At 69.6% G+C, this 12931-nt stretch carries 14 protein-coding genes and 1 pseudogene; 10 read left to right on the forward strand and 5 right to left on the reverse strand.

Annotation, left to right across the window (positions count from 1 at the left end):
* Nucleotides 1-268: 268 nt before the first annotated feature.
* From FB561_RS17740 to FB561_RS17755, 4 genes are all read left to right on the forward strand, one after another.
* A complete protein-coding gene (locus tag FB561_RS17740; RefSeq protein WP_238334884.1) occupies nt 269-535 on the forward strand; it encodes a hypothetical protein in 267 nt (88 codons plus the stop codon).
* Between the two features lie 54 nt (nt 536-589).
* Complete coding sequence (locus tag FB561_RS17745) at nt 590-1723, forward strand: epoxide hydrolase family protein (RefSeq protein ID WP_145808034.1); 1134 nt, start codon at nt 590-592, stop codon at nt 1721-1723.
* 147 nt (nt 1724-1870) lie between these two features.
* Nucleotides 1871-2560, forward strand: a complete 690-nt coding sequence (locus FB561_RS17750) for a GAF and ANTAR domain-containing protein (protein WP_145808036.1) — start codon at nt 1871-1873, stop codon at nt 2558-2560.
* Between the two features lie 13 nt (nt 2561-2573).
* Nucleotides 2574-3200, forward strand: a complete 627-nt coding sequence (locus tag FB561_RS17755; protein WP_145808038.1) for a DUF2461 domain-containing protein — start codon at nt 2574-2576, stop codon at nt 3198-3200.
* 131 nt (nt 3201-3331) lie between these two features.
* Here FB561_RS17755 and FB561_RS17760 read toward each other — a convergent pair.
* A pseudogene (locus tag FB561_RS17760) lies at nt 3332-4015 on the reverse strand (helix-turn-helix domain-containing protein); the annotation flags it as partial.
* Nucleotides 4016-4638: 623 nt separating this feature from the next.
* Here FB561_RS17760 and FB561_RS17765 point away from each other — a divergent pair.
* Complete coding sequence (locus FB561_RS17765) at nt 4639-4833, forward strand: hypothetical protein (RefSeq protein ID WP_145808039.1); 195 nt, start codon at nt 4639-4641, stop codon at nt 4831-4833.
* A gap of 26 nt (nt 4834-4859) precedes the next feature.
* Complete coding sequence (locus FB561_RS17770; protein ID WP_145808041.1) at nt 4860-5048, forward strand: hypothetical protein; 189 nt, start codon at nt 4860-4862, stop codon at nt 5046-5048.
* A 417-nt stretch (nt 5049-5465) separates the two neighbouring features.
* Here the strand turns inward: FB561_RS17770 and FB561_RS17775 are convergent, their stop codons facing one another.
* A complete protein-coding gene (locus FB561_RS17775; RefSeq protein ID WP_145808043.1) occupies nt 5466-5699 on the reverse strand; it encodes a DUF397 domain-containing protein in 234 nt (77 codons plus the stop codon).
* Nucleotides 5700-6190: 491 nt separating this feature from the next.
* Between FB561_RS17775 and FB561_RS17780 the strand changes: the two genes are divergently transcribed.
* Nucleotides 6191-7018: an SAM-dependent methyltransferase gene (locus FB561_RS17780; protein ID WP_145808045.1), complete on the forward strand. Its 828-nt coding sequence runs from the start codon at nt 6191-6193 to the stop codon at nt 7016-7018.
* A gap of 55 nt (nt 7019-7073) precedes the next feature.
* Here the strand turns inward: FB561_RS17780 and FB561_RS17785 are convergent, their stop codons facing one another.
* On the reverse strand, nt 7074-8480 hold the full coding sequence (locus FB561_RS17785; RefSeq protein WP_145808047.1) for an FAD-dependent oxidoreductase: 1407 nt from the start codon (nt 8478-8480) through the stop codon (nt 7074-7076).
* A gap of 72 nt (nt 8481-8552) precedes the next feature.
* Between FB561_RS17785 and FB561_RS17790 the strand changes: the two genes are divergently transcribed.
* Complete coding sequence (locus tag FB561_RS17790; RefSeq protein WP_170284692.1) at nt 8553-9392, forward strand: SDR family NAD(P)-dependent oxidoreductase; 840 nt, start codon at nt 8553-8555, stop codon at nt 9390-9392.
* A gap of 21 nt (nt 9393-9413) precedes the next feature.
* On the opposite strand, the gene FB561_RS17795 is transcribed toward FB561_RS17790, so the two are convergent.
* Both FB561_RS17795 and FB561_RS17800 read right to left on the reverse strand, forming a co-directional pair.
* Nucleotides 9414-10244, reverse strand: coding sequence for an SDR family NAD(P)-dependent oxidoreductase (locus tag FB561_RS17795; protein WP_145808051.1), 831 nt, complete (start codon nt 10242-10244; stop codon nt 9414-9416).
* Complete coding sequence (locus FB561_RS17800) at nt 10241-10678, reverse strand: SRPBCC family protein (protein ID WP_145808052.1); 438 nt, start codon at nt 10676-10678, stop codon at nt 10241-10243. The genes FB561_RS17795 and FB561_RS17800 overlap by 4 nt, the downstream gene beginning before the upstream one ends.
* A 145-nt stretch (nt 10679-10823) precedes the next feature.
* On the opposite strand from FB561_RS17800, the gene FB561_RS17805 reads away from it, so the two are divergent.
* Nucleotides 10824-11990: an APC family permease gene (locus FB561_RS17805; RefSeq protein WP_238335177.1), complete on the forward strand. Its 1167-nt coding sequence runs from the start codon at nt 10824-10826 to the stop codon at nt 11988-11990.
* 118 nt (nt 11991-12108) lie between these two features.
* The gene (locus tag FB561_RS17810; RefSeq protein ID WP_238334885.1) at nt 12109-12906 is read left to right on the forward strand and encodes a sigma-70 family RNA polymerase sigma factor; all 798 of its coding nucleotides are present in this window, start codon (nt 12109-12111) and stop codon (nt 12904-12906) included.
* The last annotated feature ends 25 nt before the right edge of the window (nt 12907-12931 follow it).

Below are 12931 nucleotides of genomic sequence, written 5' to 3' on the forward strand. Positions count from 1 at the left end.
GGAGACACTTACGCGAAGTGATCGGCCGGTGGCACTGGTGAGTCGGTGTCACCGGCCGTATCGTGCTCTGAGACCATCGTCACGGGGAGGTTTGTCCTGAGTAAGGACTGTGTGAAGAATCGCTGCTGACGGCTTCCGGGTTGTGGATCCACGGTCGGTGGACCGTAAGTTCGGAGAGGTGTCAGTCGAGGTCAGGAGTGAACGTAGTGCAACGGGGCAGTCGGACCTTGCCGTCGGCAGGTCCGCGGATTTAGGTGTCGGCACAGGCATGACGACACTGAACAAGATTCTCGGCATCGCCGGAGTGGTTCTGCTGCTCGGCGGGCTCGGGCTCGGCTTCCGCTCGATCGCGGTGGGCGAGACGACTTGCGGTTCGGTCTTCGTACCGGCCGGTGGCATCACGCCGATGGCCTGCGACGGCCGCCTGGACAACTCGGCCACGCTGGTCACCATCGTTCTCGTCGTCGGCGGGCTCAGCCTGATCGCGGCGCTCGTCCTGAAGGTCCTGAACGACCGCCGCTCCGTCTCGGTCTGACCGCGCACCGGAAATCCGGTGCGCGGTGTCCCCGGACGGGTGGACAGTGACGCCATGACGATCGAACCTTTCCGGCTGGCCGTCCCGGAGCAGCAGCTGGACGACCTCCGCCGGCGGCTGGACCTGGTCCGCTGGCCCGACGAACTCCCCGGCGTCGGCTGGGAGTACGGCGTCCCGCGGGACCGCCTGCGGGAGCTCGTGGCGTACTGGCGGGACGAGTACGACTGGCGCGAGGCCGAGGCCAGGCTGAACGAGTGGCCGCAGTTCGTCACCGAGATCGACGGCACCCGGATCCACTTCGCCCACCTGATCTCACCCGATCCGGACGCGTTGCCGTTGATGATCACGCACGGCTGGCCCGGATCGATCGTGGAGTTCACCGAGATCGCCGGCCCCTTGCTGCACGGGGATCCCGCCTTCCACCTGATCCTGCCGACCATCCCCGGCTTCACCCTGTCCGGACCGACCCCGGAGCCCGGCTGGGAGGTGAACCGGGTCGCCCGCGCGTTCGCCGTCCTGCTGGAGCGCCTCGGGTACGGCCGGTACGGCGTCCAGGGTGGCGACTGGGGCGCCGCGATCTCCCGGGAACTCGGCCGGATCCACCCGGACCGGGTCGTCGGCGTCCACCTCAACCTGCTCCCCGGTGCCGGCGCGACCACCGAACCGACGGCCGGCGAACTGGCCGCGCTCGACCCGGCCGAGCGGGACCGCACCCTCGCGTCCTGGGAGCGGATGCGCGCGTGGATCCGGGGGAAGCGGGGGTACGCCGATCTGCAGATGACGCGCCCGCAGACGCTGGCGTACGCGCTGACCGATTCGCCGGTCGGCCAGCTGGCCTGGATCGCGGAGAAGTTCCACGAGTGGTCCGACCCGGCGAGCGTCATCGGCACCGACCACCTGCTCACCAACGTGATGCTGTACTGGCTGACCGGGACCGCGGGCTCGTCCGGGCGGATCTACTACGAACGCGCTCACCACGGCCGGCCGATGGAGCCGTCCGGGACACCGACCGCGCTGGCCGACTTCGCGCACGACAACTTCGTCCCGTTGCGGCACCGCGCCGACCGGACCGACAACATCGTCCGCTGGACCACATATCCGGACGGCGGCCACTTCGCCGCGCTCGAACAACCGGACGTCCTGGTCGCCGACATCCGCGCCTTCTTCGCCGGGCTCCCGCCCAGATAGGTGCTGACGGCAACCACCTGGCCGCCGGCCGCCGCCGGCCGGGCCGCCGGTGAGCGGAAACCTGCCGCGCCGACGGCCGCCTCGGACCGGTGCAAACCGGCCGCGATCGGGGATCATGGAAGGACCACATCCGAGAGGAGGACAGCAGTGACCGACCAGCTCGACCCGACCGGTACGGCCGACAGGTTCGCGGAGCTCGCGATGGAGCTGCACGCTTCCGAAGGGGTCGAGGAGACGATCGAGACAGTACTGTCCTTCGCCCTCGACGCGATCGGATGCACCCACGCCGGCTGCGTCCTCCAGGAGCGCGGCCGGCTCGAGGTCGCCGCGGTCACCGACCCGGTGATCGAGCGGATCTACACGGCCCAGCTCGAGCGGGGCGAGGGACCGTTGATCACGGCCCAGGACGAACGCCGCACGCTCTGGATCCGCGACACCGCACTGGAGACCCGCTGGCCGGAGTGGAGTGCGCAGATCTCGGCCGAGGGCCTGCGGACCGTGATGCAACTGCCCCTGATGATCGCGGGGCGGGCGGTCGGCGTGCTCACTCTGTACAGCACCGAGGTCGACGCCTTCGACGACGACGACGAGGCGGTCGCGCAGATCCTCGCCCGGCACGCCGCGGTGGCGACGGCGACCGCGCGGCAGGAGCAGACCCTGGTCGAGGCGGTCGACGCGCGGAAGCTGATCGGTCAGGCGATGGGGATCCTGATGGAGCGGTTCGCGGTCGACGGCGACCAGGCGTTCGCGATCCTGCGCCGCTACTCCCAGGACAACAACGTCAAGCTCCGCGTGGTCGCCGACGACCTGGTCCGGACCCGGCGGCTGCCGGTGTGACTATCGTGGCGGCATGAGCTTCACCGGGTTCCCGACCGCCGCGCTGGACTTCTACGACGACCTGGAGATGGACAACACCAAGACGTACTGGACCGCGCACAAGCACGTCTACGAGGAGTCGGTGCGGGCACCGATGACGGCCCTGCTCGCCGCGCTCGAGCCCGAGTTCGGCGCGGCGAAGATCTTCCGGCCGTACCGCGACGTCCGGTTCGCCAAGGACAAGACGCCGTACAAGACCCACCAGGGCGCGTTCATCGCCTGTGGCCCGTCGACCGGCTGGTACGTCCAGCTCGGCGCGCCCGGAGTCCGGGTCGGGGCCGGGTTCTACGAGGCACCGGCCGATCGGCTGGCCCGGATCCGGGCCGCGATCGACGAGGAACGGCGCGGCACCGAACTGGAGAAGGTGCTGGCCGGCCTGACCGCCGACGGCTGGACGGTCGGCGGCGAGAAGCTGAAGACCTCGCCCCGCGGGTACGACACCGGTCATCCGCGGATCGAGCTGCTCCGGCACAAGTCGATCACGCTGTCGAAGTCGTACGGATTCGAGCCGGTGATCCACTCCGCCGACCTGCTCGACCAGATCCGGACCGACTGGCGCGCCACCACCCCGTTCCTGGAGTGGATCACCGCCAACGCCTGAGGCCATGCCCTAGTCGTCGAAGTCCTTGAGGATCCGGGCGATGTGGTCGCGGGTCTTGTTCGGCGGTGGGGCCGCGACGCAGAGGCCTCCATCGTCGCGGTGTACTGGTCCAGGTCCTCGAGCTTGTCCAGGTAGAGCGCACTGGTCAGGTGCTCGATGTAGACGATGTCCGGCAGGTCCTGCTCGGGGAACCGCAGGATGCTGTACGCACCGCCGGTGGCCGCGTGGCCACCGGACGAGAACGGCATCACCTGGAGCGTGACGTTCGGCGCGTGGGTCGCCTCGATCAGGTGCTCGAGCTGCAGCCGCATCGCCTTCGTGCCGCCGATCGGCCGGCGCAGCACCGACTCGTCCACGACCGCCCAGAGCCGGACCGGGTCGATCGCCCGGGTGAGCACCTCCTGCCGCTCGACCCGCAGGGTGACCCGCCGCTCGACCTCCTCGGCCGGGATCAGGCCGCGGCCGAGCTGGACGACGGCGCGGACGTACTCCGGGGTCTGCAGCAGGCCGGGGATGAACTGGAGCTCGTAGGTACGGATCAGCTGAGCAGCGGCCTCGAGTCCGAGGTAGGAGTGGAACCAGCTCGGCAGCACGTCGCCGAAGCGGTGCCACCAGCCGGGGTTGTTCGCGTCCCGGGCGAGGGCGAGCAGGCGCTGCCGCTCCTCCTCGTCGTCCAGCCCGTACAACCGGAGCAGGTCGGCGACGTCGCGCTCCTTGAAGCCGACGCGGCCCAGCTCCATCCGGCTGACCTTGGACTCCGAGGAGCGGATCTCCCAGCCCGCGTCCGCGCGGGTGATGCCGGCGGCCTCCCGCATCCGGCGAAGATGCGCTCCGAGGATGATGCGAAGCGCTGTCGGCCCGCTTTGCGCGCCCGACTCCGTCACACTCACCTCCGACGCCCCAGCTTCCGTCTCGATGACAGGTCTCCCCGTGCCCGACAAATCATCGCACGCCGGCGACCCGATCTGCCGAACTTCTTACATTAGCCGCGCCCGGTCCACCACTCCTACTCCGCGCGCCCGCGCACGTGTACGCGCAAGACGTCGGTGTGACCCCGATGCCCGCGCGTGCCCGGACCGCCACAGGCGGTGGGTTCGAGCAGGTTCACGGACAGTGATGCTCCGGCCCCGCACACCCTAGCCCGTGAGCATCTTTGTCAGGACATATCAACCGCTTGAATCGCCCGGAATCGCGGGGATCGGCCGCTCCGGAGCCCGGATCTGAGGCGGCGGAGGCCCGTTCGGAGGTCACAACTGAAAAACGTGCGGATGCACGTGCATCGGGCGCTTGCATTCGCAGCGTGCCGACGCCATGATTGATTCATGCACAGAAGGTGAGCTGGATCTCGCGAAAAGTGACACCTGCGAGGTCCGGTAGGCCGGTTCTACAGACCGTCGGCAGTTCGCTGCCGACATGACTGGTTGGGGAACCCGAGTCGATGAGCAACTACGACATCGAGCACGTCGAGGACAACAGCCTGAGCGCAAGCGGCCGGGCGCCCGACGAGCTGAGTGAGCGGGAGATCCAGGAACTGGTGGCGCGCTGCCCCGAGGAGCAGCGCTGGGCCTTCGAGGGCTGGCTGCGCGGCGTCCGCCAGCTCGATGGTGACCCCATCGTGAGCCTGACGCCATGACCACAGACCGAGCAGGAGGCCGAAAGATGGTGCGGATCTGGTTGGGGGACCACCTGATCGCCGAGTACGTCGCTGAGCCGGATCGGGCTTCGAAGTACCAGCGGGTGATGACCCCGAAGTTCACCGGGCTGCGCATCACCGTCGACAACGCGGCCGGTGGCTCGGCGTCCGAGCTCCCGCGCAGTGAGCAGCTCTGGCCGCTCACGGTGCAGTGAAGCCCTTGTTTTCTTACTGATCGACCGTTGGCCGGCCCAGTGATCGGGACCGGTCGACGGTGGCACCACCGTCCCGCATGCCCGCGGGGCGTCCACCGAGAAGCCGTCCCCCTCCTCAGGGACGGTGAACCTCGAGCCGCTCTCCATCCTCAGGGAGTGGCAGTGCAGCAAGCCGACCCTCTCCTCAGGGGCCGGTGCGTCCGAAGGGCCGTCCCTGTCCTCAGGGGACGGCACAGCAAAAGGCCGTCTCCCTCCTCAAGGGGCGGCCTTTTGTTATGCCCGCTGCCGACAGCGGTCCGCCGGCCCGGTCAGGTCGTTCCGGGCGCCCTCGGCCCGGACCTGGCCCGCACTCGTCCGTAGACGCGAAGAGGCCCCCTCCCGCTCGCCCGGGAGGGGGCCTCTTGCTTCGTTGATCGCTCAGGCGAGGTCGTCGAACTCGCCGTCGTGAACGCCGCCGAGGAAAGCCTCGATCTCGGCCTGGGTGAAGACCAGGGCCGGTCCGTCGGTGTGACGCGAGTTCCGCATCGCCACGCCGCCGCCCGGCAGCTTCGCTACCTCTACGCAGTTGCCGTTGGGGCCACTCCGCTGACTCTTCCGCCAGTTCAGCTCGCTCATCGCGTCGCCGGGCATGCCGTTGTAGACAGCAGTCATCAGCTGCACCTTCCGTACGTCTTTGGCATATGCACGTGCATTTGGGCTTGCATTTGCATCGTACACGGTTGTGGGCCGTGTGTCTGATCCAATACGCAGCGTCGCCGGGTCCCCGCCGGTCCTCGGCGTGGCGATCGCGGTGGGTGATGGAAATCGGCTCCGGCGCGCCGAAAACCGCGACTCGTCCGGCGTGCGGTTGAGAACGGAGCCGCCGGGGAATGACTGCACCTGGCGGTCTCGGGAGTCCTCGGGCAGCCGGCGCTGTACCGGCCGTCTGCAACGGTTCGCGCGGGGCCGTCCACGGCCGGCGGATCGGCCGACGAGGGCAGGAGTGGTGGCTTGCCGGATCGCCTTGATTTGTTGAGAAATCAGGCTTTTCGGATGGGCTCGTGCGGACACTCCGGGCCCCGCCGATCCGGGCGCCCGGCGGTTCGTGGATGCACTACGATGACGAGCACCTTTTTCTTCCCTACGACACGAAGGCTGCGCCGATGGCGACTCCCGACGGCCCGGAAGCACCTCCGGAGTTCGACACCTCCCAACCGACCATCGCGCGCGTCTACGACGCGTTGCTCGGTGGCAAGGACAACTTCGCCGCCGACCGCGAGGGTGCGGCGACCTATCTGAAGTACGTGCCGGACGCGGGTCGCTGTGCGATCGACAACCGGGACGCCCTGGTCAAGGGCGTGCAGTACCTGGTCCGCGAGGCGGAGATCGACCAGTTCCTCGACATCGGCAGCGGTCTGCCGACGCAGAAGAACACGCACCAGGCGGCGCAGGAGCTGAACCCGGGGGTGAAGGTCGCCTACGTCGACAACGACCCGATCGTGCTCGCGCACGGCCGCGCGCTGCTGGCGACGAACCAGAGCACCATCGTGGTGACCGCGGACCTGCGCGAGCCGCAGGCCATCCTGGACAACCAGGAGATCAAGGACCACCTGGACTTCAGCCGCCCGATCGCGCTGATGATCGTCGGCATCCACATGCACTTCCACGACGACGAGAAGCCGGACGAGTGGGTCCGCACGCTGATGAACGCGCTGGCCCCGGGCAGCTACCTGTTCATCACCGACTTCGTCGACACCGGTGAGCCGCTGCAGAAGGCGATGGAGCAGGCCGGCCTGGAGAGCCTGGGCAACGGCTGGATCCGAACCCCGGAGCGGATCGAGCAGCACTTCCTCGGGCTGCCGATCATCCCGCCGGGCGTGGACTTCCTGGCGCGCTGGTTCCCCGAGGACCCGGACGCCGACATCCCCGACGTCGACGAGCTGCAGCCGTACCAGCGCATCCTGATGGCCGGGATCGCCAAGAAGGGCTGACCGGCCCGAGCAGGTCCAGGCAAGGCGCGCGTCCTGGTGACGCGCGCCTTGTCATTTAGTCGTCGATCGGGAGCGGCTTGGTCGCGGGGCCGTCGAGGACCTCACCTGTCGCGCCGAAGCGCGATCCGTGGCAGTTGCAGTCCCAGGTGCGGTCGGCTTCGTTCCAGTGCAGCGGGCAGCCGAGATGAGTACACACCGGCTTGACCTTCCCGTGCAGCGCGTGGCCGAGGTGCCCGGCGGTGAACTCCTTGCCGACCTTGAGATTGTCCTTGACCAGCTTGGCGACCGAGTGGGCGTCGCCGATCCGGTCGGCGCCGTACAGGGCGGCGAACGGGTTGGCGCGATCGATGACCAGGTCGCGGAGGATGCCGGCGGCAACGGTCCCGTTGGTCAGGCCCCACTTGTGCATACCGGTCGCGACGGAGGTCGCCTTGCTGCCGGGAGAGCGGCCGACGTACGGGAGCAGGTCGGGAGTGCCGTAGTCCTGGGCCGACCAGCGGTAGGCCGGTCGCGCGGCGAAGTTCCACAGTGAGCCGGCCCAGTCGGCCAGGCCGCGGTACGCCGCTTCGGTGTCGGTACCGTCCCCGGTCTCGTGATCGCCGCCGACGACGATGAGGCCGTTGGGACCGCCGCCGGGCCAGGGCCTGGTCGAGCGGGTCGGGGCGTCGACGGAGATCGCCATCCCGGCCGGCGCCGCCACCGGCAGGGTGAGCGCGATCCCGTGGGACTGGCTGGGCCGGGTCCGAGCGAAGAACGCGCCGGTGACGTTGATGGGGAGCAGCGTCGCGACGACCGCGTGCTGGGCCTTGACCGTGTGACCGTCCTCGGTGCTGACCTGGACGCCGTCCGCGTGGTCGTCGACTGTGAGCACGCGGCTGTGTTCGTAGATGCGCCCGCCCGCCGTGGTCAGCGAGCGGGCCAGGCCGGCCAGGTACCGCACCGGGTGCAGCTGGACCTGGTCGGTGAACCGGACCGCCGACCGGGCCGGGACGCCGACCTCGGCCGGATCGACGAAGGTGGCCGGGAGACCGAGGGACGCCGCCACGTCGGCCTCGCGGCGCAGGGTGTTCTCCGGCCGGGTGGAGTAGACGTACGACGGGGTCCGGGTCAGCTCGCACTCGATCCCGAGCCGGTCGACCAGCGCCGCCACCTCGTCGACGGCGACCTGGTTCGCGTTTGCGTAGGTGCGGGTCTTCTCCTCGCCGTGCCGGTCGAGGAGGTCCGCGTAGATCGCGCCGTGCTGCGACGTCACCTTGCCGGTGGTGTTGCCGCTCGTCCGGCCGGCCAGGCGGCGGGCCTCGAGCAGGACCACCGACGCGCCGTCCTGGGCCAGGTAGAGCGCCGTGGTCAGGCCGATCAGGCCGCCGCCGATCACGACCACCTCCGCCTGGTCGTCGGATCGCAGGGCGGGGTACTCCGGGAGCGCGGCGGTCGCCAGCCATACCGATCCGTGGTCAGTCATGGCGGCCCCGGTACCCGAATGGGCCGGCGAGATGCGGGTACCGCAGAGGATCGCCGAGTCAAGGAGTACGCCATGCCGAGCGTGGTCATCACGGGTGCGGGGAGCGGGATCGGAGCTGCGGCCGTGGTCCGGCTGGACCGGGCCGGGTGGCGGGTGTTCGCCGGGGTCCATCAGCGGCATGACGCGGAGATCCTCGATCGGCAGACGTCGGAGCGGGTCACGGTGGAACTGCTCGACGTCACCGACGGCGGATCGATCGAGGAGCTGGCGGCGAAGGTCGGCGACGGGCTCGGCCCGGACGGGCTGACGGCCTTGGTGAACAACGCGGGCGAGGGGGTCGCGGGGCCGTTGGAGACCCTGCCGATCGAGCAACTCCGGCATCAGCTGGAGGTGAACGTGGTCGGGCAGGTCGCGGTGACGCAGCAGTTCCTTCCGCTGTTGCGGCGGGATCGGTCGGAGAACGGGAGCCGGGTGGTGTTCGTCGGGTCGATGGGCGGGCTGGTCGCGGTGCAGTTCGCGGGTCCGTACCACGCGTCGAAGTACGCGATCGAGGCGATCGGCGACGCCTGGCGGCAGGAGCTCGCGCCGGACCGGATCCAGGTGGCGATCGTCGAGCCGGGGCCGATCGCCACGCCGATCTGGTCGAAGGCGGCGCATCGGCTCGACTCGCTGCCGGTGAACGAGCGGTACGAGCGCCGGGTGGCCGCGCTGCGGGAACAGTTGCTGCGGATGGGGAAGGAGAGCAGCGGGGCGGCCGAGGCGGTTGATCTGATCGAGCACGCGGTGAGTGCGCGGCGCCCGCACACGCGGTACACGGCCGGGCTGGCCGCGACCTTCGTGCCCAAGGTCCGGCGGTTGTTGCCGGATCGCCTGTTCGACGTCCTCGCCCGGCACGCGACCACGAAGAACTAGGTGTACCGGGTCGACAAGGCCCTAGCGTCGCGGCTCGAAGACGTTGCCCGGGGTCGGGCCGACCGGGGTGCGGGTCAGGCCGAGACGCTTCATCATCGGCGTGACCAGGGCGTCGTAGACCGCGGGGAGGAAGCGGAAGCCGAGTTCCATCACTGTGTTGGCGAGGCCGATGTTCACCTCACGACGTGGCCGGTCCGCCAGGCGTACGACGGCGGCGGCGACCTTGTCCGCGGAGGCCACCGGGGGTGGTGGCTGGGCCGCCCGGCCGGCGTAGTTGCCGGCGTGCTCGTAGACCGGGGTGTCGACGGCGCCGGGGACGACCAGACTGACGTGGATCGCGGGCCGGTCGCGGTACTCGGTCTGCAGGGCGCGGGCCAGACCGTGGACAGCCCACTTGCTCGTCACGTACGCGCTCATGAACGGTGGCGCGATCTTGCCGAGGACCGAGCCGAACAGGACGAGCTGGCCGGATCCTTGGTCCTCGAACCGCCGCAGTGCCGCGCGGGCGACCTGGACGGTGCCGTCGACGTCGACCCGGAGTACGCGTTCGTAGACGTCGGCCGGTACCTCGTCGAACCGGCCGTACGCGACGACCGCCGCGCAGTGGACGACGAGGTCGACCTTTCCGCTGCCGGTGGTCGCGAAGTCGAGCAGCGAGTCGACCTGCCGCGGGTCGGACACGTCGGTGGGCGCCACCGTGGCCGGGGCGCCGAGATCCCGGCACTCCCGGGCGACGTGATCGAGGCTGGTCCGGGAGCGGCCGGCCAGAACGACCTGGTCGCCACGACGAGCGAAAGCGAGCGCCGTCGCCCGGCCGATGCCGCTGGAGGCGCCGGTGATGACGACGGTCATCGGACCTGCTTCTCCGCCAGCAGTTTGAGTCGTCGCAAGGTCTCGTTGTTGCGCGCGCGGAGAATCGGGTCGAGGACGGCGGCGGGGATCAGCGTGACCGGCCCTTTGACCGCGGTCTCCCGCATGGTCAGGTGACAGCCACCGTCCTGCTCGGTCGCGACGAACTCGACCTGGCCCTCACCGGTCGGCCAGGCGCGGACGTTGAGCTGCAGGAACCGGTTCGGCTCGTACTGCTCGGACGAGGTGCTGTCGTCGATCACCAACGGCCAGACCCCGACCGAGTGGTGGATGCTGTGCCCCGGCTGCGGGAACCCGGCCTCCACGTCGCGCACCCGCGAAGCGCCGACCACCCACCCGGCGTACGTCCAGCCGTCCGTGAGGATCGCGAAGACAGCCTCCACCGGCGCATGAATCAGACACTCGTTCTCACTCATACCCACGCCGGTACCCACTCCCGACGCTCATCCGCACGCTGACCGCGGCTGTTGGTCCTGGTGGTGGTCGTGGTGTGCTTCGGGGGTGCAGAATCTTCGGCGGGCGCTTGGGGTTCGGGATGCTGTTGTGGTGGGGCTCGGCGCCATGGTGGGAGCCGGGGTTTTCGCGGCTTTCGGGCCGGCGGCCGGGGCTGCTGGCTCGGGGTTGTTGGTGGGGCTCGGGGTTGCCGCTGTTGTTGCCTTTTGCAACGCGACGTCCTCCGCGCGGTTGGCTGCCGTTTACCCACAATCCGGCGGGACCTACGTGTACGGGCGCGAGCGGCTCGGGCCGTTCTGGGGGTACCTGGCCGGGTGGGCGTTCGTCGTGGGGAAGAGCGCGTCGTGTGCGGCGATGGCGCTCACCGTCGGGTCGTACCTGTGGCCCGAGTACAAGAACGTGGTCGCCGTGGTGGCCGTCGTCGCGTTGACCGGGCTCAACTACTGCGGGATCCAGAAGGCCGCCTGGTTGACGCGGGTCGTCGTGGCGTTCGTGCTGGTGCTGCTCGCGATCGTGGTGGCCGTTTCGCTCGCGTCCGGGTCGGCTGAGTTCGCGCGGCTCGGGATCGGTGCGGACGCGGGGCCGGGTGGGATCCTGCGGGCGGCGGGGTTGTTGTTCTTCGCGTTCGCCGGGTACGCGCGGATCGCCACCCTCGGCGAAGAGGTGAAGGATCCCCGCCGGACCATCCCACGGGCGGTCCCGATCGCGTTGACGATCACGCTGATCACGTACGCCGCGGTCGCGGTCGCCCTGCTCGCCCTGCTCGGTCCCACCCGGCTCGCCGCCTCGCCGGACCCGCTCGCCGAGGCGGTACGGGTGGCCGGCGTACCTGGGCTGGCTCCGGTGGTCCGGGTCGGTGCGGCGATCGCGGCGCTCGGGTCGTTGCTCGCGTTGATCCTCGGGGTCTCGCGGACCACGTTCGCGATGGCGCGGGACCGGCATCTGCCGACGGCCCTCGCCGCGATCCACCCGCGGTACCAGGTGCCGCATCACGCCGAGCTCGCGGTCGGCGCCGTGGTCGCGGTGGTTGCGGCGACCACCGATCTGCGCGGGGCGATCGGGTTCTCGTCCTTCGGTGTACTTCTCTACTACGCGATCGCGAACGCGTCCGCCTGGACCCTGCGCCCCGACGAGGGCCGCCCGCCTCGGATGGTCCCGGTGGTGGGGCTCGTCGGGTGCGTCGTGCTCGCCTTCGCGCTGCCGTGGACCGCGGTGGTGGCCGGCTCGGTGGTCCTCGCGGTCGGTGCGCTCGTCTATCGGCTCCGGACGGGGTGAATGCATGGGGTCCGGGGGAATGGGTACGAGTGAGTTCAGGTAGTGACTGTGGTCCAGAGATGTGCCACGCCGTGACTGATAGTCGCGAGGTCATCCCATGTTCACCCCTTGTAACCCCGTGCCTGTGCAGTGCACGACGGCGGCCGATCGGGCCGCACGCGAAGCGGCCACCAGAAGTCTTCTCGAACGCAGGGCCGCGTGCTCGGACGAAACGGAGCGGCAACAGCTGCTCGAAGAAGCCGTCGAACTCAACCTCGAAATGGCCAAGGGCATCGCCCGCCGGTTCCGCGGTCGCGGAGCCGAGGCCGACGACCTCGAACAGGTCGCGTACCTCGGCCTGGTGAAGGCCGCGCACCACTACCGGCTGGACGCGGACACCCCGTTCATCGGTTTCGCCATCCCGACCATCCGCGGTGAGGTCAAGCGATACTTCCGCGACTGCGCCTGGACCGTGCGGATCCCGCGCCGGTTGCAGGAGATGCAGGGCAGTATCGCCACCAAGGTGCCCGAACTCGAACAGTTGCTCAACCGCGAACCGACACCGGTCGAGATCGCCGATCACCTCGGCGTCGAGCTCGCCGAGGTGGAGCAGGCGATGGCGGCGAAGGGCTGCTTCAACGTGCTCTCGCTGGACAAGCCGTCCGACGTTGACGCCGACCTCACCCTGGCCGACGTGGTCGCCGGGGACGAGGACACCTCGATCGATCTGCTGGAGGCCGTCGACATGCTCCAGCCGGTGCTCGAGGATCTCGGCCCGCGGGAACGGCGGATCCTGCAGCTGCGGTTCGTCGAGGGCTGGACCCAGTCCGAGATCGGCAAGGACATCGGCGTCAGCCAGATGCAGGTGTCCAGGGTGCTGCGCCGCATTCTCGACGACCTGCGCGCCAAGCTGTCGCCGCTCCCGGCCGCGGCCTGAGCCGGATGCACGACGCCGGCGGCTG

The organism is Kribbella amoyensis (assembly GCF_007828865.1).
Classification (GTDB): Bacteria; Actinomycetota; Actinomycetes; order Propionibacteriales; family Kribbellaceae; genus Kribbella; species Kribbella amoyensis.